Genomic DNA, 26,071 nt, shown 5'->3' on the forward strand with positions numbered 1-26,071 from the left:
AAACATGATTTGCTCTTTTGCTTTGATTTAAGTCTCATTGTTGGCGTTGGTCGGTAAATGCTTCATTTGTTTCTGAGAGAAAACCAGTATTCAGTAGACTTTTAACACCAGTGAGACGAGATTGAAACAAAAAAACCTTATAAAGATAAACATCAATAAGGCTAAAGAGTTGATAAAAACAATGGAGAGGGTAACATGATATTAGCGAAATGCCAGTACAGGAGCAAGATTTTTTTCAAAGATTTTCTCTGGTGATAAGAGGTAAACGATTTTTTAAAGGACCAAACTTATTTTATGTTTACTTTTACTTGTACGCTTTATCGATTCACGCGTTTTTTTAAAAAAACATCTCTCAAGGTATTCAAGACCATTTCACAACAGCGCTCGTAAATGGTATAACAGTAAAGCTTTTGTACACCGCTATCTTTACGCTTATGAAGCAGCAAGTCAGCACCACCATTCTATTTGCCAGCTTCCAATGTTGCGATAGCCCTTGCATTGAGATGGTTCATAAAGGGCATTTTTCCTCTTTTAAGTAGTTTTTACCCATACGCCAACCCTGCTCGTGGCATGAAAGAAAGTAATTTTGAGTGATTCACTATGAAAGGGTTTGTGATGAGAGAATCTTATTCGGGGTTCTAATTCAAATTGAAAAACGATGATTCATTATTGTAAATCAATGTGTTGTGGTTAAAAAAATGCCTTACGCTTTTTTTCACGTTCTTTAGGGGGGCAAACCCTTCACACAAAGTAGAAAACCATTGTATTGAAGATTTTATAAATGCATTTCATTATACTGAGTGTGATGCATATGATGTCTTTTGGGAAAGCATTTTATGTAAGTGTGTCATAAGGGCTGCTGCGAAAAGTGGTGTTGCTAAATTAAGAAGCGGGATCGAAACAAAAAACGCGATCAACAATCCTGCGCCAAAAATTGTCATGGAGTGAACATGTAAAAAAGCACGCGCTTCTCGTTCGGATCGGAACCGGTATGCAGCAAACATAAAGTATTCACAGCCAAGCAAGTAGCCATTAATAATATAAAAGGCAATTAAATTGATACCGGGCACGAAAAACAAAATAAAAGCGATGGCATTACCAAGAAGGCTTAAAGTAACAAATTTTAAAGAGAGAATAAGAGATCGTCCAAGTGACAAGGTGCTTCCAATAGGCTGGTTTGGATAATCTTCTTTTTCAATAATTTCAGCAGCAGAATCAATAAAAAAGCTTCCAATCATAGCTGTAATTGGAGCAATTAAAAAAGCCATAAGTAAAGCTAAACCTAAATTAAAAATAATTAGTATGCTCAGTTCTAACAATCCTCTCCAATTTGATAAAACAGGAAAAAAATGAGCAATCCAAACTGCAAAATAGGACATAAAAAGTTGACGTACAAACAACCATATAATGAAGAGCACAATAAAAGTAAGCCCTAATGCTTTCAATATCATTATGCGATATTCTGGAGTTAAGAGGCGCTGTAGGGCGCGATACGCAGCAGTAAAAATCATAAATAATAAATAAGAAAAGAACAGTAAAAAGACAAGAGATAGATGAGGAGGGGATGTAAACTATTGCGCTTTAACATGCGTTAACTTGATGAAGGGATGAATAAGGTATTGTTTTACAGAGAAGGAGGATTCTTTCATTATGGAAAAGCAGAGTAAAATATGTGTATAGAACTGATTCAAGTGAAGAGCACGGGTATTGTAAAATCATCACATTGATTTATAAGGATAATTTATCTTTTTACAACTTGAATGAGAACGCTGGATATTATAAAATTTTCTCAGAGTGCATCAATCAAAATCATTTGCTTGCACATCACAAGTAAGGGTGGTGTTTGGGTAAAAATTTTTCAAGAAAGGAGTAAGAATGCTCCTTATAAATCCTCTCAATGCAAGGGCTCTCGCAACATTTTGAGTTGACAAAGAGGAGGATGGTGAAAGGTTGCACGCTCAATAAATGTAAAGATGGAGATGCACAATGGCTTTACCATTATATCTATCACAGATGCCATCGTGAAAGAGGGAATGGCGTGCTGAGAGATGCTTCTTTAAAATAAGCACGTAAATGTGCAATCAATGGTGTTCTGCTTTGTGTGAAGGGTTTGCCCCCCTAAAGAACGTGAAAAAAAGCGTAAGGCAATGCGTAATCACCATTATTTAAAAGATATTGCTGGAGATGCCTTTTGAAAGGGAAAACACCAAAATATACTCGTCTGAAATCAGCTTGCAGCATGATTACCAACTTCTGTCTTTTGAGAATAAGGAAGAGCGAGAAAGTTCTTTTGGGCAAAATTCTTTTCAATATTCTTAATTCTAGCATCTTTGTCATTTTGGGATGAAGTGTGCTAAAAATGACTGAGTGATAATAACTGTTAGGTAAAAAACTATTATGATAACATATATCTTATAGAGTAAATTCTATTGAGCTTGAGAGTAATTTATGCGCTTTTTTAGGCTCTGAATGCAACCAACTTTTGGAAGAGAGCGCATTGGGATTCTTTTCTCGCAAGCACTATCATGAAATTAATGGAGTTGGTAATGCAGATATTTCCCATGTAATTTTATGAAATAAAATTACGTCTCATTTTTTGTTGTGTTTTGTGAGTAATATCAAGTTATCTGAAAAACTTTTAAGATTAAAGAGTTCTTTGTTCATTTGAATGAGCAGCAGAAGAAGGACAGAAAAATGAGACAACAAGGCTTGCTAATTTTTGTGCTATTTGTTGTTTACTCATATGCGGCCACTGTTCGATGTTTTCTCTGCTAACAAGGTAAACTTGATTTGTGTCTGCTCCCATAACATTTTTACCATCAGGGAGAGTAATGTTATTCGCAAGAATAAAATTGGCTCCTTTTTCAACACATTTCTTTTGCGCATTAGCAATGAGATCACAGGTTTCAGCCGCGAAACCAATGACAAGTGGAGGGCGGTTTGAAGCATGACCAATTGTTGCTAAAATATCAGGGTTTTTGACCATCTGTAAGGATGGGGGGGTTTTATGAGCACTCTTTTTGATTTTTTGGAGAGATGGTGTTTGGCTGCGCCAGTCACAAACGGCGGCAACAAAAATTGCTCCATCAGCGGGCAATGTTGCTTGCACAGTTTGTAACATCTGACATGCTGTTTCAACATGAATAGTTTTCACTTGTGGTGGATCTGCAAGATCTACTGGTCCACAAATAAGCGTTATTTTGGCGCCCAAGTTAGCTAAAGCCTTTGCAATAGCGTGGCCTTGTTTACCCGAAGAGCGATTAGCAAGATAACGCACGGGATCAATGGGTTCATGAGTAGGGCCAGAGGTAACAATGAAATGGCGACCAGAAAGTGGTCTTTCTGTTATATTCAAAAGGGCTTCTGCTGCAGCTATAATGGTTAAGGGTTCGCTCAGGCGCCCTAGACCTGATTCATTGCGCTCAGCCATTTTGCCGATTTCTGGTCCGACTATATGAACGCCATCTGCGCATAGTTGTGCGACATTGCGAACAGTTGTTGGATGTGTCCACATGGCTGGATTCATAGCCGGTGCAATCAAGAGTGGACAACGTGCCGCTAACAGTACACAATCAGCTAGATCTTCTCCTCTACCGGTTGCTATTTTTGCAATACGATTGGCAGTGGCTGGTGCTAAAATAATCAAATCAGCATCCCGTGCTAGTCGGATATGTCCAATATCATGTTCTTCTTCGCGTGAAAATAAATCGCTATACACAGTACGACCACTCAGCGCTTCAGCTGCTAAAGGGGTAATAAATTTTTGTGCTGCTTTTGTCATAATAATATTTAAGCGTGCTCCCCGTTCTTGCAAACGGCGAATCAAATCAAGCGCTTTATAGGCAGCAATACTCCCACCAATAATAAGGAGGATGGATTTTGATTGCAGTGATTGCATTTCTACGGGGCTTGCTTGAGATGATGATATCGTTGGGGTTGTGAAATTACTTAAAAGACGGCGCGCTTCTTCTTCCATAGAAACACCATTTTGCGCAGCGCGTATACGCAAAATTTCTTTAACTTTAGCTGGAAGATTGCGGATGGTAAGACTGGCCATAAAATACACTCAAAAAACAAAATGATTGCAATGATTTCATTATAAATATTTTTTGAGTATATTCAACAGATTAAAAAAAATGAAAAAGGTAAAAAGTCAGACAAATACAACAAAGCGCAATGATGAAAAGGCTATAACGGCCATAACGATTAGAGCGACTTTGTTCGACCGCAAGTTTTTTGAGGGTAGTGGGAGAAAGATTAAATCCTGTTTTTATCATTTGATTGAGGTCTTCTTCCATACGTTGGAAATTTTGTATCAACTGTGGTGTGTTACGCACTAGCGAAAAAAGTGCCTGCGCTCCTTCACTAAAGTCTTTTGCTATTCCCACGGGCCCTAAATTTTTGCTAATCCATTCTTTAACAACGGGTTCAGAAGCTTTCCACATATTAAAATTGGGATCTAAGTTGCGAGCAACACCTTCCACGACAACCATAGTTTTTTGGAGTAATAAAAGTTCAGGTCGCGTTTGCATGTCAAATAATTCAGTGACTTCAAATAACAGTGTAAGTAACTTAGCCATAGAAATGCTTTGCGCTGATTGTCCGTGAATTGGTTCACCAATTGCGCGATTGGCTTGAGCAAAACTCTCAATATTGTGGTGTGGAGGTACATATCCTGCTTCAAAATGAGCACGTGCTACCCGATGGTAATCGCGAGTAATAAAGCCATAGAGAATTTCAGCAAGGAAATGCTTTTCTTTTTTACCAAGTCGTCCTGTAATTCCTAAATCGACAGCAACAATACATCCTTGTGGGTCTACAAATAAATTGCCAGGATGCATATCAGCGTGAAAAAAACCATCACGTAATGTATGACGAAGGAAAGATTGAATAAGTGTAATTGCAAGTGCTTGCAAATCAAACCCTGCTTCTTTGAGAGCAGAAATTTCGGATATTCTTATACCATCAATCCATTCCATTGTGAGAACATTACGTCCTGTTCGTTCCCAATCAATTTTTGGTACCCGAAAGCCTGTATCATGTTGAATATTTTCAGCCATTTCTGATATGGCCGCTGCTTCTAATCGCAAGTCCATTTCAATTCGTGTGGTTTGTGCCAAAGTATCAACGACACAAACAGGACGCAGACGTCGAGCAGCTGGTATATAACGTTCCTGTAAATGGGCAATAAGGTAAAAGCTTCTAAGGTCTTTTGCAAAACGCGTTCTGATATTAGGGCGAATGACCTTAACAGCACATTTTTTTTTATGGCCTACTTCATCGTAGTATTCAGCTGGATGAACTTGAGCAATAGAAGCGGCTGCAATAGGGGGATAAAAGTTTGCGAATAAATCATTGATAGAGCGACCAAGCGAACTTTCAATTTGATCAATGGCAGCCGTACAGGAAAATGTTTGAACACGATCTTGTAGTTGTGCTAAATCTTCCGCAATATCACGTCCTACAATATCGGGTCTGGTAGCAAGAAATTGACCAAGTTTTATGTAAGAAGGGCCGAGCCTATTGATGGCATAGGAAAGTTTTTCAGATCGTCGCTTTTTTTTCGTTTTACGCCGCGCTAACATACTTGCGATACGGTGGCATAATGCTGGAAATCCTTGAAGATCATCGTGAGGCAAAGCACTCAAAACGCCTTCACGTGCTAAAACCCATCCAGTACGTATTAATTGAAAGTAAGTGGAAATTTGCACCATTTTTTAAATCTTCCAGGCTGAATGCAGCGCTGCGATTGCACCCGTGAGGTTGCGGTATGATACTCGCGAAAAACCTACATGATTGATCATATGGGCAAAATCATCTTGCTTAGGAAATTTGCGAATAGATTCAACCAAATAACGATAAGCATCACCATCATTTGCAATGAGTTGACCAAGCTTAGGGATAGCATGAAAAGACCAAAGATCGTAAATTTTATCAAGTAGAGGCATCTCAACATTTGAAAATTCTAAACATAAAAAACGCCCTCCCGGTTTTAAAACACGAAAAGCTTCCCTAAGAGCTTGATCAATATGAGGGACATTGCGAATTCCAAAGGCAATAGTATAAGCATCAAAACTTTGGTCTTCAAAAGGCAAATGTTCTGCATTTGCTTCAACAAAGTCAATCAGAGGGGCAAGACCATTTTTTTCTGCGCGTTTTTTTCCAACGCTAAGCATCGAACCATTAATATCAAGCACTGTAGCATGGGCTTTTTGGCGTGAAGCGTTAAGAATGCGAAAAGCGATATCACCAGTACCCCCAGCTACATCCAAAACTTTCCAATGAAAAACTGCTGGTGGAGAAAGCCATGCGACCATGGAGTTTTTCCACATACGGTGTAATCCAAGAGACAAAATGTCATTCATCTTATCATAGTTTTCAGCGACAGAGTGAAAGACACCATCAACCATGGATTGCTTTTGCGCTTCATCAATTTTTGTAAAGCCAAAAGAATATTCCATACCTCCTTTGACTCCTATACGTTCTGTTTCAGCTGTCATATGCGTGACCTTCCTTATTTTTTCTTTTGTCGTAAATGAAGTGTAGAAGGAATGTTCAAATATGCAAAAGCCCTCTATAAAACCACGACGTTTATACAGCTAGAAAAAGAGTACCTTTAGATATCAAGATTAGCAACACTTAAGGCATTATCTTGAATAAAAGCCCGCCGTGGTTCAACTTCATCACCCATCAAACGGGAAAAGAGCGAATCTGCATCAGTTGCATCATTGATTTTAACTTGTAAAAGAGCGCGCGCATCAGGATTAAGCGTTGTTTCCCAAAGCTGTTCAGCATTCATTTCTCCAAGACCTTTATAACGTTGAAGCGTGATGCCTTTTTTACCATTTGTAAAAATGCTTTCTAAGAGACTCATAGGTCCCAAAATACGTTCTGATTTATCTTTACGATGCAAGAGAGGGGGAGAACTATATGTTTCCATAAGATTTTGAGAAATACGATCAATTTGGCGTGCATCAACTGAATTTATAAGTCCTGCATCAAGGGTAATGACATCTTTAACCCCGCGTAAAATGCGTTCACAATACAAATCCCCATTTGGTGTGAACTCACCATTCCACCCGCGTTCCATATCATCGGCAATCAAATCGAGGCGACTTGCTACATTATCAGCTGTTTTTTTGGCTTTTTCTGGTGTTGCAAAAGCCTCAGGATTAAAAGCCCCAACAATTGCTGCTTGCTCAACAATATTGCGATTATAGCGCGTATGAAGACCATTTAAAAGTTGGCGTAACACGCGAGCATCTTCGGCAAGTTGGCGCAAATCAGCACCTGCACGAACTTCTCCTGTTGAGAGTTCTAATGTTGTTTCTTCTAGTCCAGTATCGATCAAAAATTCTTCGAACGCTGCTTCATTTTTGATATATTGAAAAGACTTCCCCCGTGTTACTTTATAAAGAGGCGGTTGAGCGATATAAAGGTGTCCACGCTCAATCAATTCAGGCATTTGTCTAAAAAAGAAAGTAAGGAGCAGAGTGCGTATATGCGCACCATCAACGTCAGCATCGGTCATAATGATGATTTTATGGTAGCGTAATTTATCTGGTGAGAATTCATCTTTACCAATGGATGTTCCAAGAGCAGTGATGAGTGTTCCAATCATGTCAGATGAGAGCATCCGGTCGAAACGCGCTCGTTCGACATTGAGAATTTTACCACGCAGAGGCAAAATTGCTTGATTTTGGCGTGAGCGCCCACTTTTTGCTGAACCACCAGCAGAATCTCCCTCAACGATGAAGATCTCCGATTTTGCTGGATCACGTTCTTGACAATCGGCGAGTTTTCCAGGCAAAGAGGTGATATCGAGGGCTCCTTTTCGTCTTGTGAGTTCACGTGCTTTGCGCGCAGCCTCACGAGCAGCCGCAGCCTCCACTACTTTACTTGTAACAATTTTTGCTTCATTAGGATGTTCTTCTAGCCATGCAGAGAGACCTTCATTCACCAAATTTTCAACAATAGGCCGCACTTCAGAGGAAACCAATTTATCTTTTGTTTGCGAAGAAAATTTTGGATCGGGAACTTTAACGGAAAGAATAGCAGTGAGTCCTTCGCGGCAGTCATCACCGGTGAGGTTTACTTTTTCCTTTTTTACAATGCCTGAAGATTCAGCATAACCATTAATTTGGCGTGTAAGAGCACTGCGGAAACCCACCAAATGGGTTCCCCCATCACGCTGAGGGATATTATTGGTAAAACACAGGACTTTTTCATGATAGGAATCATTCCACCATAAAGCAACCTCAACGTTCATCCCATCTTTTTCACTTGTAATATAAATAGGATGATCGAGGAGCGCTTTTTTCGATTGGTCAATATATTTGACAAATTCAGTTAATCCACCCTCATAATGCAATTCAACGGATTTGATGTCGGCATGGCGTTGATCGACAAGAAGGATATGCACACCAGAATTCAAAAAAGCCAATTCCCGTAAACGACGTTCCAAGGTTTCGAAATCAAATTCAACCATGGTAAAGGTTTCAGAACTTGGTAAAAACCTGATCTCTGATCCGCTTTCTTTGCCGCAATCACCGACAATTTTTAGTGGAGCATCGGCAACTCCATGAGTAAATGACATTTCATGGATTTTGCCATTGCGCCTGATTCGCAGTTGCAACCAAACTGAGAGTGCATTCACAACAGAAACGCCAACGCCATGTAATCCTCCCGAAACTTTGTAAGAATTTTGATCAAACTTTCCGCCGGCATGAAGTTGGGTCATGATAACCTCAGCTGCTGAAACACCTTCTGTTGGATGAATATCGGTAGGGATTCCGCGTCCATTATCACGAACAGAACAAGAGCCATCAGCATGAAGTGTCACGTTTACAAGAGTAGCATGACCTGCTAAGGCTTCATCAATAGCGTTGTCTACAACCTCATAGACCATATGATGCAAGCCTGAGCCATCATCTGTATCGCCGATATACATACCAGGACGTTTACGTACAGCATCGAGACCTTTGAGAACTTTGATAGAAGCGGCACCATAGTCGTCACCCTCCATTTGTGAGGTTATTTCATCACTCATAAGTTAATCCATTCCTGTATTTAATTTGCGATATTTCATCAGCTGTTTCAGAGCTTAATATTTTTGCCAGTTATTTATGGAATAACCACATTAAACGTTTACCGTATATCAGATCTATATTCAACATCTGTCGGTATAGAATAGGTAGAAGCTATCCATATTACACAATTACTTAGAACGATTTTTCATACGTAAACGATATTATCCTGTTAGGTTGCGTTTTTAGATGTAAAAAGAGGCGCAGAGAGTTTAATGAAATTTATCTCTACGGATTATTAATATTTGAGGATAGGATAGTTACAGTGAAGCATTTAGACAAACAGTAAAGTGTTATTGCGTCTTTATGATGAGTAAGAAATGTATAGCAAGCTAACGAAATCAATTTTTTTGCTTATAATTTTAAATTGCCTAAAAACTGACAATGTATCCTTACATCATATTTTTTTCGCACATAGAAGGTTTGAGAAAATTGTGTGGTGATGCCAAAAATGTGTACAGCTTTTTGTTTGTATAAAAAGAAGAATTAGAATGTGTTTTTAAGAACAAAATTTGAGTTTGTTTAGAAGAAAAGCATCAGAAATGTTTTTAATTCAGAAAAGATATTGAAAAAAATAAAATGAACGATATGCCAAAAATACAGAGATTTTTTTTATTCTCCGTTTTTGCTAATGATATGCATCTTATTCTCAATAGGGTTAGTTTGTATAGCGCCGTCAATCTGATTTTATGAATATGGTACAAAGGATTTGTACGAACACTTGTAAGGATAAGAAGATGCAAAGCCAGTTATGTCATTGTTATCGTTTTACTCAGTGTCTGATAAAAAGCCGGAATATCTCTCCAATCCATAGCTGGTCTATTAGTGGTTTTATCACCTTGTTTTCTTAGTAAAGCTCGTGCTTTTTCTTTTTTTTGTAAATCAATATCTAAACCTAGCACAGCAGCGTGTTTGAGATAAAGATTAAGGCAGTTTAGTGCTTTCTCTGCTGTTGCAGCTTTTGTATGCAGATCGGAAGAACATTGCGTATATCTATTTGTATAATCTCTGAAAAGGCAACAGCCTCATTGGGGAAGAATATGAAGTTGTACAGATAGAAACCAGCTCCCAGCCTTATCATCACCCTTTAATTCGGCTTACGGCTTTCAAAAGCATTGAAGAGTAATATCTTATTCAATAATGGAGAGTGCGCATTGCCTCACATTTTTGTTTCTCATGTTCTTAATAGGGTCATATGCCTCAACGTAAAACAGGACATCATTCTGTATTTCATTCACACACTTGTTTTAAAGAGACATCCAGCACACCTAAGCTCCTTTCACGATGATGACGGCGTTTTTTGTGAAGGATATAATGGGAAATCCGTTGTGCACTACCCTCTTTATGCTTATGAAGGAGTAAGTCGGCACTGTTATTCTCTTGGTTAGCGCAAAATGTTGTGACAGCCCTTGGTACTTAAGATGGTTCATAAGGGGCATTTTTATTTTTTTAAGTTGTTTTTATCCGCACGCCGCTTCGCCCCCTTTTTGTAACATGCAAGAGAATGGTTTTGAGTGATTCACGATGAGAGTGTTTGAGATGAGAAGATCTTAGGATATTCGGAGTTCTCATTCAAATTGCAAAGCGATGAATTATCTTTATAAATCAGTGTTTTTCCTATTTTCTAAGCCACAGGATAATTGGAGTATAAACCAGCCGTGGCGTAAAAAAGAAGGTTTTTATCAAATCACGAGAAAATATGTCTAAAATTTCTAGTTTATCGAAGAATTCTTCGATAAGAGGACTGTATTTGTAAAGATGTTTCATGCTTATTGTGCACTGTTTTCTTAAATTGAATGGGAAGAAAATAAAAAGATGCAGTTTTGTGTCCTAACCTGTTCTCTTGGTGCAACTGAATATAAATTTTATCAGCCATATAACTTGTCTATTTTATTTGCTTTAACAAGCTGAGATATTTGAATAATAGCGTACCAGTGCCCCAAGCCATGAGAAGATAAAGATCGACCAAAGCTATCCACCTCAGCATGATTCTTCCCAGTCAAATCTTGGTTTGTTCAATATTTTTCTCTCATGATGATCTTTATAGTCAGCCGTATAGGGATAATTTAGACAAAAGTGGTATTGATCTTCAAAACCACCATCATAATTCATAGTCTTTAGAAAGCACTTCTAAAACCGAGTATTCTCTTTCTGACACCAGTATCTATAACGCTTATCGATTGATGTTATGCCCATTCCATGGATGCATGAACGCAACATTACTGAGAATAAAGAAAAGCTCTCATCTTTGAATTCTAGCTTTTAAAACGCCATGAGCGTTTTCAAAAAATAAAGGGGAAGGTTTTCAGTTTTCACGTGCATTAGTACAATTTATCTTCAATAAATGTTAAATCCTTTGGTAATTTTTATACTTGATATAGGGATTTTCTCTGATAATACGCCTGTTATTTATAAATAAAAAGTTCTCATCTCTTCACTTTCAAATCTTAACAAAGGTGCATAGAATTTAGCGTTTTCCGTTTGTGCTAAAAAAATCGCTTTCCTCACAATGGTTTTCTTTGTGCGTTTGTTTGGGGAGTTTGGAACTAAAGTTTTTGATATTTCCCAAAAATTCTAAAGTTCCCAATATATTTTTGAAAAATAAAGGCAAACTGTTAAATTTTGTAAAAGTTTCAAAAAATACTGAGCATTTTAATTGATTAAAGTGCCTGATATTTTAGTTAAGTGCGTTAGATATTATGATTGAAAAAAGTTGCATTTTAGCTTTGCAAAACGGGAAACAAGATTTTGAAAATAAAAAAAACTATTAATAGATTTAATGCTTTCATTGAAATCCTCTTTATAGCATGGGGATTTTTGCTTTCCTCTTTTGCAGAGGCTGAAACGGCTGGAAAATTGCCCTCTTTTTTTAATTCACATGAACGTTTGGTACAACCTGACATATCGGGTATAATTCGCTTGCGTTTTGTAACAACTGTTGATTTTCCTCCCTTTAACTTTCTTGACAAAACAGGACACCTTGCAGGTTATAATATTGATTTATTGCGTGCTATTTGTTCAAAATTAAACCTTAAAAAACTCTGTGAGGTAGAAGTTGTTCCTTGGGAAAAACTCATAGATCATGTTAAAAATGGTAACGCAGAAGTGATTATTGCAGGTTTAAAAGAAACAATTAAAACGCACCAAGATCTTGTTTTTACAGGATCTTATTTACGTTTTCCGGCTCGATTTGTTGCCTCTCGATTTATGAATTTCGATGAGCCAATAAGTGATAAGCTGACACATTTAAACAGTGGTATTTTGTCCGAAAGTGCGCATGAAAAACTGTTTCGTAGTTATTTTCCTGAAGCTAAATGGCAAGGATTTAAAAACAGGGCGGAGCTCTATAAAGCGCTACAAGATCATAAGATTGATCTTATTTTTGATGATGGATTTGCTTTATCTTTATGGCTAAATGATCCAAAATCCGCTGATTGTTGCTATTTTGTTGGCGGAGCCTATATGGCTCCACAGTTATTAGGGCGAGGAATGCAACTTGCTGTTGCAAAGAAGAACGAGCAATTGGTTGATATACTCAATTATGCTCTGAAATCTCTAGAGGATGATGGTAAGCTTACAGAACTTTATCTACGTTATTTTCCAATCAGTTTTTATTGAAGCGTGCTTTTTTAGGTAAGAGCTGTTAATCTTTCAGTGCCCAATCGATAAGAAATGGCTTCCGCGAGATGATGGCGTGAGAGATAGTCTGCTTCGTCGAGATCAGCAATGGTGCGTGCAACTTTGAGAATACGATGATAGGCGCGTGCAGAAAGGTGCATCTTTTCGCTCACATCCCGTAAGAGTGTAGCCGCATTTTTATCAGGAATAGCAATTTGTTCGATAATTTTGGCTGGGCAATCACCGTTAGTGCGAATATGATCAAGCCCTAGTTTAGTAAAGCGTTTGGTTTGAATGGTACGACACCGTGCGACGCGTTTTGCAACAGCGCAGCTTTTTTCTGATTGTTCTGGTTGCATAAGATCCATAGCTGTTAAAGCAGGGACATCAATTCGTAAATCAATTCGGTCGAGCAAAGGACCAGAAATACGGGATTGATAATCGATTTGACAGCGTATTCCTTTTGCGCAAACATGATTTTTTTCGCCTGCCATGCCACATCGACAAGGGTTCATCGCGGCAATGAGTTGGATACGGGCAGGATAGCTGATATGGTGGTTAGCGCGGGCGATAACACATTCTCCGCTTTCTAAAGGTTGACGAAGAGAATCGAGGACCTGTGGAGAAAATTCCGGTAATTCGTCAAGAAATAAGACACCATTATGTGCAAGCGAGACTTCTCCCGGTCGTGCTTTAAGTCCACCACCGATCATTGCAGCCATGGAAGCAGAATGATGCGGAGCGCGAAAGGGGCAGTGAAGTGAAATGGTATTCTGTATGGTTTCTCCCGTAATAGAAGCAATCAGAGAAACATCTAAGAGTTCACGGCTATCAAGAGGTGGCAAAATGGAAGGTAAGCGTTGTGCTAACATAGACTTTCCGGCACCAGGAGGACCGACAAATAAAAGGTTATGCCGCCCAGCTGCGCAAACTTCTAATGCACGTTTAGCTGTTTTTTGTCCTTTAATTTCGCAAAGATCTGGAAGCTCATTTTGGATGGTATATTGGCGTGGTTGTGGACGTTTTTGAATTTGTGTTCCTTTAAAATGATTGACCATGGTAAGAAGCGTTTCGGGTGCGAGAATATTCATTTCTGCATTTGCCCATGCCGCTTCAGGTCCACATTGATAGGGACAAATAAGTCCTTTATCGCATGATAAAGCTGTCATCGCTGCTGGTAAAACACCATTAACTGCTGTAAGTGAACCATCCAGTGATAATTCGCCTAAAATGATGTAGTCTTGTTCTACGTCAGGAGGAAGAAGTCCCATAGCGAGCATTAAGCCTACGGCGATTGGCAAATCATAATGTGATCCCTCTTTAGGGAGATCAGCAGGCGCAAGATTAATAGTGACCCGTTTATTGGGCATAGAAAGTCCGCAAGCATGAAAGGCTGCTTGAACACGTTCACGACTTTCTGCGATTGCTTTATCTGGCAATCCAACAATAGCCATGCCTATTTTACCAGAGGAAATCATAACCTGTACATCAACAGGTACTGCTTCTAGACCACGAAAAGCAACCGTTGTAACACACGCGATCATCAGTTTTCTCCCCAACTTGTGATTTGAGCGAGACAATCATATCTGCACATAAAAATCAAGAAGTGTCCGTATAGTCTTTTGTGAGAAGAGGTCTACATATATATTGCAGGCTTATGGTGCAATTATGGGGAGTGTTTTGCAAAAATTTAACCATGATAACATGCGGCTCAATAAAACATTGATAATACGCTAAATGAATATGTTAGGAAAAAGAGATAGAGGCTATTTTTGTTGTACGGTAGTGTAGGATTTTGTGAATATAAGAGGGAAGTAGCTTTATGCATCGCAAGCAAAGAGTGTTATTTTATGTACATAATCGTATGAAATATGCTGTGAGCAAAAGTTAGAATATTCCCAACAGATATATTTATCTTTTTTGTTCGGTGTTATTTATAAAAGAATGATTTAAAGTGTATTGAAGGTATCTGATTTGATGGTATATCAGACAGGAGTTTTTCTTAAATCAGGGACCACGCGTAGTGTATTGATAGGTTTCTGCTTGGTTTTAGCTTTTCCAAAGTCACTTGCAGCATTTGAGTTGTTCGGTATACCTCTTTTTGGTCATAAGAAAATAAACTCCTCTTCTAATGTTGATGGTGCAGAGAAATTTTATAACGTTGATGTTGTTGCATCACCGGGTGCTTCATCAGAAGGTGTTAAAATAGTAAAGGCTGTGTCTTCTCTTGTCATTGATCGAGATAAAGCCTTATCGAGTTCTTCTGGCTTATTGGCTAAAGCGCGTTCAGATTATCGAGCAATTCTCTCTGCTCTTTATGCTGAGGGATACTATGGTGGTGTTATTAGTATTAAGATTAACGGTTTAGAAGCCGCTGATTTGAGTCCGGTGACTCAATTGCCAAAACAATCCAAGATTGTTATTACCATTGATGCCGGTCCACAATATGTTTTTAGTGTTGCAGGTATCGATAAAGTTGCTCCCTTCGTGAAAGATAAAAGCAATAAAATGCCCACAGTTGAAGAATTGGGTTATAAAGTTGGGTTTGTTGCTAAATCTGAAACTATTCTTAAAACAGAACAATGGGCGATTGAAGGATGGCGTCGACAAGGGTATGCGAAAGCTAAAGTTATCAAGAGTGAAGTTGTTGCGGATCACGTTGCGCGTCTCATTGATGCGCAGATTACTGTTGATCCTGGACGCCAAGCTTATTATGGTCCTTTAAGTGTGCGTAATGTTAGTAAAAAACCAGCTGTAGATTCAGCTTATATCGCATGGATGACAGGACTAAAGCTAGGTCAGAGATATGATTCTGAGGCTGTTACTAAAGCGAATGAACGACTTGTACGGCTTGATGTTTTTCGTGCTGTGAATATACATGAAGCTGAGACAATTAATCCTAATGGGAGTTTGCCCCTTACACTTGTTGTACAGGAGCGTAAGCCACGTCGTTTTGGTGCTGGTGGGAGCTATTCTACATTAGATGGTGCTGGTTTTGAAGCGTATTGGATGCATAAAAATCTTTTTGGTCATGCGGAACGTCTTAAAATTGAGACGAAAATAAATGGTGTTGGTGGCAACAAGAATCAGTCGTATGATTTTAAAAGTTTTAATTATCTTTTAGGCAGCACGTTTATAAAGCCTGGTATACTCACTCCTGATACAGACTTTAGAGCAGAATTGAAAGTTCAGCAAGATGTCCTAGAAAATTATACAACAAAAGCCATTAGAGGAAGGTTGGGTATAACGCATATTTTTAATAATAATCTATCGGGACAGATTGCTGTAGAAGTTTCTAAGGGTTATTCACGCGATATCTATTTTGGGAACCGTGACTTTACAACAATAGGGTTACCGTTTGGTTTAATTTACGATAGTCGTAATAATAAGTTCAATGCAACAAAAGGTTTATATGGTGAAGTGCTTCTTGAACCTTTTTATGAAATGCGCTTTAGCAATTGTGTGTCAAAAATGACTTTAGAAGGTCGTTCTTATTGGGCGCTGGATGAAAAAGAGCGTTTTATTTTTGCAGCGCGAGCAAAGCTTGGTACAATTGTTGGGAGTGATACAGCACAAATACCTTCGGATACGCTTTTTTTTGCTGGTGGTGGTGGCTCTGTTCGCGGTTATGCTTATCGCAATATTGGTATTAAAACAGACAATGATGCTGTTGTTGGCGGGCGGACACTTTTTGAGGGATCAGCAGAGTTACGTTTTTCTTTAAATGATAAGATAGGGGTTGTCAGTTTTCTTGATGGAGGTATTGTAGGGGACAAAGCGCGTTTTGATTTTTCTAAAAAAATGAAATGGGGAACCGGTATTGGAGGCCGCTATATGACAAATCTTGGTCCTTTACGTATTGATCTAGCATTTCCTCTTAAGCGCGAGAAAGGTGATCCTCGTATTGGTTTTTATGTGGGTATAGGGCAAGCGTTTTAATGAAAAAAATTATGCGTTTATCGGCTTTCTTTTTTGGATTTTTGTTTTTTTCGCTAAGCACTCTTGTCTTTACGCAGAAAGGAAATTCACTCTCTAACCAAGCGACAGGGGAGGATCATTCATGGTTTGTCTCTTTGATTGAGCGTAAACTTTCAGCACCTAATCGTCAAGTTCGTTTCCATAATATGCAAGGGGCATTGTCGTCTCAAACATCTATTGATGCTATTACCATCAGTGATAAGAAGGGTGTCTGGCTTAGAATTACTAATGCTAAGATGGATTGGAACCGCTTAGCTTTGCTAAGGGGGCGGATGAGTATTAACCAGCTTTCGATGGATCAGGTTACGTTTTTACGCAAACCGCAGGAAAACTCTTCTTTTGTTTCTTCTCTTGAGGCAGGGAATTTTTCTTTACCAACATTGCCCTTTGCCATTTCTATTGATACGCTTGCAGTTCAGCATGTGGCATTTGAAAAAGACCTTTTTGGTTTTCCTGCTGATATTTCCTTAAAAGGAAATCTAACCTTGGCGAATGGTGACTTTGATGTTGATATAGCAGCTCAGCGTTTAGATGCACCTGGATCTTTTTCTGTCCTAACGAAGATATCCGATAGCAATCGTACGGCTAAAATTGATATTTCTGCGGATGAACCGCAAAATGGTATCTTGGCGAATGTTTTTAAATTTGAAAAGCGTCCTGCATTAAATCTGGCAATGAAAGGCGAAGGTACTTTTGATGATTTGGTTGTCAGACTTTATTTGGAAGCTGATCAATATCCTGTTTTAGATGGCAATGTTATTTTTACAAGTATTGCAGAAGGACACGGTTTTTCTACGAAACTGGTGGGCAAACTTGGCCCTTTAATGTCTCCTCAATATCAGAGCTTCTTCGAATCTGATCTAACGTTAAAAGTTAAAGCGAGGGTAATAAAAGAAGGTATAACTTACCTTGATCATATGGTTATTCAGAATGAATCAATGAATGTTGTAGCTAATGCTGAAATAACAGCAGATGGATTTTTGCGGCGGCTTTTTGTTGATGGCAAAATGGCTCTTGATAAAAAAAATGAATCTGCTCGTTTATCAGTATCAGAAATGCCAAAGCATGCCGATAATATTGCTTTGAACATTGACTATGGCCGAGAAGGACAACATTCCTGGAATGGGCGGCTTGTTATACATCATTTAAACAATAAAAATATTCATATTCGTGATGCCATTTTTGATATGGGGGGGGTGAGCGAAAATCTTGATGATGCAGCCTCTCGTCATGTTGGTATTCAGGTTAAAGGAACTCTTCAAGGGGTTAAAAAAAATAAGAGCACATTGGGGGAAGATCTTGGACAAACAGTTCGTGTGCATATAGATACGGATATTGTTTCTAGAAAACCAGTTTTGATACATGATTTTAGTATTACGGGTCAGGGGTTTTCTGCTTGGTTAAAAGGGAAAATGGATCATTTTGTTTTTAAAGGCAATCTTGGTTTAAAAGCGCAAACGCTTGCTTCTTTTAATCTATTGAGTGAACAATCACTCTCTGGTAGCGCAGATATTAAAGCCAAAGGAATGATTGGTTTAATAAGTGGCGTTTTTGATCTTGAATTATCAGGGATGGCTGATAATACGAAAATAGGCGTTGAATCTTTTGATCGTTTATTCAAAGGAAATTTTACTCTTTTAGGTGGTGCTGCTTATGATACAACAAATCTGATTTTGCGTCATTTGAATTTGAAAAGTCAATACGCAAACATAAAGGCTAATGGATATTTTTCAAGTGAAAGGGCTAAAATGGACCTCTATGCTCAAATATCTGATCTTGCCTGTTTGGATCCGAGAATGAACGGTACTCTCACAATCAAAAGTACTGCGAGAGGACACGATCACCTTATAAAACTTGATACACATGCTCATGTTGCTGAAGCATTTTTAGTAGGGAAGAAGCTGCAAAACACAACACTCACTATGAAAACACTGGTGGATAATACATCACCGGTTACGTCTTTTACTGGTTCTGTAAAGGGTGAAGGAACTTTTTCTAATAAACCATTGTATTTGTCTGCTTCTTTTAAGGATTCTCATCAGATTCGAAAATTTGAAGATATCGATATGAAAGTGGGAAGCACAAAAATAATGGGTGATTTGTCTCAAGCAGCAGGCTTTATGAAAGGAGCTTTGCATATTGATGCTGATGATATTTTATTGCTTTCCGCATTGTTTTTGCAGGAAGGCAATGGAAAATTAAAGGGGGATTTTATTTTTGATGAAGAAAATGGCAGACAAAAGGCCAATCTAAAAGCGCATATTGACCATTTAAGCTTTGCAAAGAATAAAATTAAAAAGTTGACAGTAAAAGGAGACGTCTTTGATCCTTTTGGCATGATCCAGTTTGAGGGTTTGATCAATGCCGAGCATATTCAAACGCCTGTGATGATGATTAATCGTTTACATGCTCATGCCAATGGCAAGAATGGACAAACAGTTTTTACTGTTCAAGCAATGTTCCCTAATAATACAAATGCGCAGCTTTCTGGCAGCATGGTTACGGTAGAACTTCCAGACGGCATACAACGAGAAGTGCAGATTAAAACTATAGATGTTAAACAACACAATCTTCATGCGACACTGCCTAAATCGGCTACAATTATTTTCGATAAAGAGGGAATGACAATTGATGAATTAGGAATTGCAATTAATGGAGGTAAAATTATTCTTGCGGGAAATATTCAAGATTCCCTTAATCTGCACCTTACAATGAATGCGTTCCCTGCTGCTTTAGTTAATCTATGGAAATCCAACCTTGGAGTAGCTGGTACTGTAACAGGGCAGATTACGATTCGTGGTAGTTTTCAAAAGCCTGATGTAACTTATGATCTAAAAGGTGAAGAACTGACAACACTTGCTTTTCAAAATAAAAAAATAATGCCTTTTGTTCTTTCTGCTAAAGGTAAAACAGTAGATCAGAACCTTACTTTGAATGCAAATTTAACAGGAGAGGGGGTACAAGCACAAGCACAGGGTCGTATATCTTTAGATAAAAATAAGCTTGATCTCCACGTTAATTTGCAAGATTTGCCTGCACGTTTGATGAATAGTTTTATTGAAGGGCAAGCACTTGGAGGAGCCGTGGTAGGTAGGATCGATATTGCTGGAACAATGAAGGATCCATCTGCTTCTTTTGAGCTTGCTAGTCAAAGCTTAACTGCTATGACGCATAAAGGACCTCTGTTGATCAATATGAATGCTCGTGGTTCTTACAAAAAATCGACTTTTCATATTGAGCGTATGATAGCGACCGGAGATAAAGGATTAGATCTCTCCATAAATGGACCTGTTTCTCTTAATGGTTCAGCTGTCAAATTGAATGTTAAAGGGGCAATGCCTCTTGCTTTTGTTGATTTATTATTAGCAAAACGTGGTGCGCATATAACAGGCATGACCAGAGTTGATGCAACGATTAATGGTGAATTACTTAATCCGCAATTGGTAGGAAGTTTTTCTATAGTCAATGGTAGTTTTTTTGATTCACAAACAAATTTAGGATTGAATAATATAACCGTTGAAGGAAAACTAAATGGCGATCATATTCTTCTAGAGAAAGCTTTAGCTGTTTCGTCTGAGGGAGGATCAATTTCTGCTTCAGGTCGTATTTCTAATAATCTGCAACCAGATTTGGTCCTTCATCTTAATAACGCCAATTATAACGATGGCTCAATGATTCTTGCAACGTTGTCAGGTAAGATAACTATGACGGGTCATTTTGGAGATGGTCTCGTTATTGGTGGTGATATCACAGTTGAAAAAGCTGAAGTTTTAGTTCCTGATCATTTTCAAAACGCAAAGTTTCTTGATATTAAAAATAAAAACTTAACCAAATCGATTAAAAAAACACTTGAACGTGCTGATGTTGAGAACACCAACAAAAATCGAGTAGAATCTCAAGAATCCTCTTCTGTGATACTGTCAAATATGCGTCTTACTGCACGCAATCAGTTTTTTGTACGTGGACGAGGATTAGATACTGAACTGGGAGGACGCATTAATATAGTCGGTCCATTAAATGATGTGCATCCAGTTGGTGAGTTTAGAATGATTCGTGGACGTTTTGATATTCTTTCACAGCGTCTTAGTTTTGATCAAGGACAAGCGAGTTTTAGCGGTAATCTTAATCCTACGGTTTATTTTGTAGCAAACAAGAATAGTGGTGATATTCGTTTCACTGTAACCGTCAGTGGAACGATTGATAATCTTGAGATTAATTTTTCTTCACAACCAAATTTGCCACAAGATGAGATTTTGGCACGCTTGATTTTTAATCGCTCTCTTAATGAATTATCACCATTTCAGATTGCCCAGCTTGCGGCAGCGGCAGCTGATCTTGCTGGTGCTTCTAATACATCCTTGTTGAATACTCTACGGGCTAAAATTGGTCTTGACGATCTTGATGTTATCATTGATGAAAAGGGTAACACGGGCTTACGCATTGGGCGCTATATACACAATAACATTTATTTAGGATTTGAAGCAGGATCGAATGGAAAGACGAAGGGAACAATTAATTTAGATATTTCTCGCCATCTTAAAGCGAAAGGCGCCATAGGGAATGAAAAAGACTCTAGTATTGGTCTATTCTATGAGAGAGACTATTGAGGATTAAAGTTTTGAAACTCCAATGACTTAAGTTTTATATATCTAACGCTCTCAGTGAGAGAATGATTGAAATAATAGACTAGAAATCTTATAAAAGAAGGGGACTTTTTATCGAATCACGAAAAGATATTCCTGAAATATTTGATTTTTTGTTTATTGTGTTCTTTAATGAAAATGCTTTTTACAAAAAACAACAAACCATTATGCTATTCATGCCTGAACTTGTTTTAACGTCTCTTGTTACTCTCAATCTCATTTCACAATACTATTATCAATAATAGAACGCGAAATACATGGAGCAGGACTATCTTAACTTATGTAAAGTATAAGCCAGTACTATCATTCTACATTTCCAAACATTCCAACTGATTTTATATTAATACTCTTTTCTCAAATGGTTTTTATTCAAACGTTGATCTTATTTGTGATATGCAAAATTTTTTTGAATTTGAATGCAAAGATTTAAAATAAAAGAATCTTACAATCTTCCGAGCACTCATTCAAATTACAAAACGATAAATTATCTTTATAAAATTGTATTTGATAAAAGAAGCATTTGATAAAGCAACGTTTTTAGTAAAAATAGCTCATTATAGTTACACAGTATTTTCTATTATAGTGTCACGCCTTCCTTTCATATTCTCAATAGGGTTAGTTTGTATAGCGCCGTCAATCTGATTTATGAATATGGTACAAAGGATTTGTACGAACACTTGTAAGGATAAGAAGATGCAAAGCCAGTTATGTCATTTTTATCGTTTTACTCAGTGTCTGATAAAGAGCCGGAATATCTCTCCAATCCATAGCTGGTCTATTAGTGGTTTTATCACCTTGTTTTCTTAGTAAAGCTCGTGCTTTTTCTTTTTTTTGTAAATCAATATCTAAACCTAGCACAGCAGCGTGTTTGAGATAAAGATTAAGGCAGTTTAGTGCTTTCTCTGCTGTTGCAGCTTTTGTATGCAGATCGGAAGAACATTGCGTATATCTATTTGTATAATCTCTGAAAAGGCAACAGCCTCATTGGGGAAGAATATGAAGTTGTACAAATAGAAACCAACTTCCAGCCTTATCATCACCCTTTAATTCGGCTTACGGCTTTCAAAAGCATTGAGGAGTAATATCTTTTCAATAATGGAGAGTGCGCATTGCCTCACATTTTTGTTTCTCATGTTCTTAATAGGGTCATATGCCTCAATGTAAAACAGGACATCATTCTGTATTTCATTCACACACTTGTTTTAAAGAGACATCCAGCACACCTAAGCTCCTTTCACGATGATGACGGCGTTTTTTGTGAAGGATATAATGGGAAATCCGTTGTGCACTACCCTCTTTATGCTTATGAAGGAGTAAGTCGGCACTGTTATTCTCTTGGTTAGCGCAAAATGTTGTGACAGGCCTTGGTACTTAAGATGGTTCATAAGGGGCATTTTTATTTTTTTAAGTTGTTTTTATCCGCACGCCGCCCCGCCCCCTTTTTGTAACATGCAAGAGAATGGTTTTGAGTGATTCACGATGAGAGTGTTTGAGATGAGAAGATCTTAGGATATTCGGAGTTCTCATTCAAATTGCAAAGCGATGAATTATCTTTATAAATCAATATGTAACATTTTTGATTAATAGGATAGGAATACTGTTTTGCTCCTCATTCGTTTTTTTCACGCATCAGGATCATAGTCTTTATCAATGATAACATATGTATTTTCAAACTTTTCAAGAGATTAAAGTGTTTTAGAAATATCATTCCAATTCTTCGATATGAGAATAAAATTGCAAGACTTTATCCACAGCATCAATTACAACAAGGAATTTCGTGATAAATCCTTCTTTATTTCTTCCTGATACTTCCTTTCATGCCGAGTTTATCTTTAGTTTATAGCATAATTTATAATCAGCAGCATGGGGACAAGCAGGGACAAAAGTAGCATTGATTCAGCATCACGGTCCTTGGTAACTCTTTCAGAATTTGATGTTGAACGTTTTAAAATGGGCTCCTTGCTTAAGAAAAGGGTAAACTCTCACTGTTGAGTCTTTGCTTTCAAATGAGGTGAATTTTTTCAAGGAAATAACGGGTAAAATTTCCAATTCTTATGAAAATCCTAAAAACGTATTTTCAATAAATCGTCAAACTTTTATCAATCGCTGTATGTGATATAATATTCTTTTCTAGTTATATTCCTATTCTTTACAAAGGAATATAATCATCTCTCCACTTTTTATCTTAAATTTTACTTAAATGTTTAAAAACTAGGACTTTTGCTTTTTAAATTGTATATTATGAAGTTTTTTGTAAAAACTGTGTTCTTTTGCCAGCAATTCTTTTTGTGTACCTTGTTCAATGAGTTCACCATTTTTTATGACAACAATTTTATGAGCGCGAGCAATTGTTGAAAGGCGATGAGCAATGATAATAGTTGTGCGCCCTTTGGTAAGATGATAAAGGGATTCACTGATTTGTGCTTCCGTGTGCGAATCTAAAGCACTTGTTGCTTCATCAAGAATCAGGATTTCACTATCATGGAGCATTGCTCTAGCGATAGCGAGTCGTTGTTTTTGTCCTCCTGAGAGATTACAACCATTATCACCGACCTGTGTATCATAGCCATTTGGTAGATCCATAATGAAGTCGTGAGCATTAGCTGTTTTTGCTGCTTTTATAATGTCGTCGTCGCTAGCACCTTCTTTTCCTAGCCCGATATTATATTTAACGGTTCCTTGAAAGAGAAAAGTATCCTGTCCTACATAAGTCATTAGATTTCTCAAGGAGCGAAATGTAGTATAGCGAATGTCTTGATTATTAATCAATATGCGTCCCTTTGTAGGGTCATAAAGACGCATAATAAGGTTGATAAAGGTTGATTTTCCTGAACCAGATGGTCCCACCAATGCTGTCATTTTTCCGGGTTCTATTTCTAGATTAACGTCCTTTAACACCATTTGGTTATCGGTATATGCAAACGATACGTCTTCGAAACGGATAGCTCCTTGAGTTTTATGCAAATCTTTAGCTTTTTCATGTTCTATAACCGTAAGGGGATGGTCAAGTACTTCAAACATTGTACGGATATTAACCAAGCCAGATTCAATTTTAACACGTACATTTGCTAGTCTTTTTGCGGGTTCATAAGCGAGAAGTAAAGCAACAATGAAGGACATGAATTCACCTTGAACGCCTGCACGTTGGGTTGCGAGGTAACCAGAAAAACAGATAATACCTGCAATGGCGACACCAGTGAGTGTTTCCATAATTGGGTTGGTAATGGCTTGAAGTGTCGCAATATTGTTTGCTTGTTTTTCAACATTACAAATGGCTTTGTTCATACGTTTTCTCATTAGTTCTTCTAATGAAAAAGCCTTAATAACTCGAATACCAATGGTACTTTCCTGCACAATTTTGATAATTTCACCAAGTGAGAGAAGTTCTTTTTCCACTAGACGGCGAACACGTTTTAAAGCCATTCGAACCCCTAAAAAGGCGAGTGGTCCTACTATTAAAGTAAGAGTGATTAACGTAAAGTTTTGAATGAACATGACAAGCAACAGGCCACTAACAGAAAGCAAGTCACGCACAAAAGTTGTAATAATTATATCAATGATATTACGCACTGCTGTAGCGTTGTGGGTGACACGTACAAGAAGATCAGATGAAGTGTTATTGTGATAAAAAGAGACACTTTGTTCCATCATGCGTGCGTAAATTTTACGCTGTTGTTCAGCAACGATACTATTACCTGCTTTGTTCAAAAAATAAGTCTGAGCAAAAGTTGCAATTCCTTTAAGAATAAAAATGAAAGCAATGATGATAGAAATTACAATGATCATACCAAAATTTTGCGCATCAATAATATAATTAACAACGTCACGCATGATCCATGCACTCGCTGCCGTTGTACAGGAAATAATGATCATTGAAAAAATAGCTGCACTATACCAACGTGCGTGTTTATGAAAATTTTCTCGCAAAAGACGGATGATAAGATGTTTATCAAAAGTAGAAATTTGTTTTTTAACCATGAAGCGCTTCTATATTCTACCGTTGTTTTATGCAAGATCGAAGCATTCTTATTAAAGACGTTGAGTCTTTAAATTGATAAAAAGGGTATTCTCTTAAATAGAAGGATTGGTGGAAAACAATCAAACCCTTAAAAGCACCACCTGCCTTACGTGGCACTTTTAAATCATATTCCTAAACCAACTCTAGATGAGTTGTATTCTCTATATTACTCCCATGAAAAATTATTTAGCTGCTATCACCATCATCATTTGACGACCTTCGAGTTTTGGCTCAGATTCGATTTTAGCAATTTCACTTGTATCTTCTTTAACTCGCTGAAGAAGCTTTAATCCAAGATCTTGGTGTGCCATTTCACGTCCACGAAAACGCAAAGTAATCTTTACTTTATCGCCATTACCAATAAAACGATGAATAGCCTTGAGCTTGACTCCATAATCATGAACATCAACATTTGGACGCATCTTAATTTCTTTAATCTCAATGACTTTTTGTTTTTTACGTGTTTCAGCCGCTTTTTTTTGGGTCTGATATTTCAATTTGCCCAAATCGATAATTTTACACACAGGAGGTTCTGCATTTGGTACAATTTCAACCAAATCAAGGCCGACTTCTGCAGCCATAGCAAGAGCTTCTTGTATTGTAACCACTCCTTGATGTTGCCCCTCATCATTAATAAGTTGAACGCGAGGAACCCGAATATCTTGATTTGCACGTGGCCCATCTTTTGGGGTATGTGTCATTTTAAATGGTTTGCGAATGGTTTACGC

General features: G+C 37.8%; 13 protein-coding genes. 3 read left to right on the plus strand and 10 right to left on the minus strand.

Annotation, left to right across the window (positions count from 1 at the left end; translation table 11 throughout):
• Nucleotides 1–791: 791 nt before the first annotated feature.
• From AYT27_RS00185 to AYT27_RS08725, 6 genes are all read right to left on the minus strand, one after another.
• Nucleotides 792–1,511 (minus strand): sulfate transporter family protein, encoded by a 720-nt coding sequence (locus AYT27_RS00185; RefSeq protein WP_011180002.1) that lies wholly within the window; start codon nt 1,509–1,511, stop codon nt 792–794.
• Nucleotides 1,512–2,644: 1,133 nt separating this feature from the next.
• Nucleotides 2,645–4,057, minus strand: a complete 1,413-nt coding sequence (gene coaBC / locus AYT27_RS00190; RefSeq protein ID WP_011180003.1) for a bifunctional phosphopantothenoylcysteine decarboxylase/phosphopantothenate--cysteine ligase CoaBC — start codon at nt 4,055–4,057, stop codon at nt 2,645–2,647.
• Nucleotides 4,058–4,127: 70 nt separating this feature from the next.
• Nucleotides 4,128–5,714 carry a 2-polyprenylphenol 6-hydroxylase gene (gene ubiB, locus AYT27_RS00195; RefSeq protein WP_011180004.1) on the minus strand — a complete coding sequence of 529 codons (1,587 nt, stop codon included), beginning with the start codon at nt 5,712–5,714 and terminating at the stop codon, nt 4,128–4,130.
• Between the two features lie 3 nt (nt 5,715–5,717).
• Nucleotides 5,718–6,500 carry a bifunctional demethylmenaquinone methyltransferase/2-methoxy-6-polyprenyl-1,4-benzoquinol methylase UbiE gene (ubiE, locus tag AYT27_RS00200; RefSeq protein ID WP_011180005.1) on the minus strand — a complete coding sequence of 261 codons (783 nt, stop codon included), beginning with the start codon at nt 6,498–6,500 and terminating at the stop codon, nt 5,718–5,720.
• A 116-nt stretch (nt 6,501–6,616) separates the two neighbouring features.
• A complete protein-coding gene (gyrB, locus tag AYT27_RS00205; RefSeq protein ID WP_011180006.1) occupies nt 6,617–9,049 on the minus strand; it encodes a DNA topoisomerase (ATP-hydrolyzing) subunit B in 2,433 nt (810 codons plus the stop codon).
• A gap of 786 nt (nt 9,050–9,835) precedes the next feature.
• Nucleotides 9,836–9,988, minus strand: coding sequence for a hypothetical protein (locus AYT27_RS08725; protein WP_155245613.1), 153 nt, complete (start codon nt 9,986–9,988; stop codon nt 9,836–9,838).
• A gap of 1,846 nt (nt 9,989–11,834) precedes the next feature.
• Here AYT27_RS08725 and AYT27_RS00215 point away from each other — a divergent pair.
• On the plus strand, nt 11,835–12,704 hold the full coding sequence (locus AYT27_RS00215; RefSeq protein WP_011180007.1) for a transporter substrate-binding domain-containing protein: 870 nt from the start codon (nt 11,835–11,837) through the stop codon (nt 12,702–12,704).
• Between the two features lie 11 nt (nt 12,705–12,715).
• Here the strand turns inward: AYT27_RS00215 and AYT27_RS00220 are convergent, their stop codons facing one another.
• Nucleotides 12,716–14,248 (minus strand): YifB family Mg chelatase-like AAA ATPase, encoded by a 1,533-nt coding sequence (locus AYT27_RS00220; RefSeq protein ID WP_011180008.1) that lies wholly within the window; start codon nt 14,246–14,248, stop codon nt 12,716–12,718.
• A 433-nt stretch (nt 14,249–14,681) separates the two neighbouring features.
• Between AYT27_RS00220 and AYT27_RS00225 the strand changes: the two genes are divergently transcribed.
• Both AYT27_RS00225 and AYT27_RS00230 read left to right on the plus strand, forming a co-directional pair.
• Entirely contained in the window at nt 14,682–16,643 is a 1,962-nt protein-coding gene (locus AYT27_RS00225) for an autotransporter assembly complex protein TamA (protein WP_011180009.1), read from the plus strand.
• On the plus strand, nt 16,643–21,289 hold the full coding sequence (locus AYT27_RS00230; RefSeq protein ID WP_011180010.1) for a translocation/assembly module TamB domain-containing protein: 4,647 nt from the start codon (nt 16,643–16,645) through the stop codon (nt 21,287–21,289). The genes AYT27_RS00225 and AYT27_RS00230 overlap by 1 nt, the downstream gene beginning before the upstream one ends.
• Nucleotides 21,290–22,030: 741 nt before the next feature.
• Here the strand turns inward: AYT27_RS00230 and AYT27_RS09075 are convergent.
• The 3 genes from AYT27_RS09075 to infC form a co-directional block, all read right to left on the minus strand.
• The gene (locus tag AYT27_RS09075) at nt 22,031–22,183 is read right to left on the minus strand and encodes a hypothetical protein (RefSeq protein WP_223396410.1); all 153 of its coding nucleotides are present in this window, start codon (nt 22,181–22,183) and stop codon (nt 22,031–22,033) included.
• A gap of 1,353 nt (nt 22,184–23,536) precedes the next feature.
• Nucleotides 23,537–25,303, minus strand: a complete 1,767-nt coding sequence (locus AYT27_RS00240; RefSeq protein ID WP_011180011.1) for an ABC transporter ATP-binding protein — start codon at nt 25,301–25,303, stop codon at nt 23,537–23,539.
• Between the two features lie 222 nt (nt 25,304–25,525).
• Nucleotides 25,526–26,044 (minus strand): translation initiation factor IF-3, encoded by a 519-nt coding sequence (infC, locus tag AYT27_RS00245; protein WP_011180012.1) that lies wholly within the window; start codon nt 26,042–26,044, stop codon nt 25,526–25,528.
• Nucleotides 26,045–26,071: the final 27 nt, after the last annotated feature.

The organism is Bartonella henselae str. Houston-1 (genome assembly GCF_000046705.1).
Classification (GTDB): domain Bacteria; phylum Pseudomonadota; class Alphaproteobacteria; order Rhizobiales; family Rhizobiaceae; genus Bartonella; species Bartonella henselae.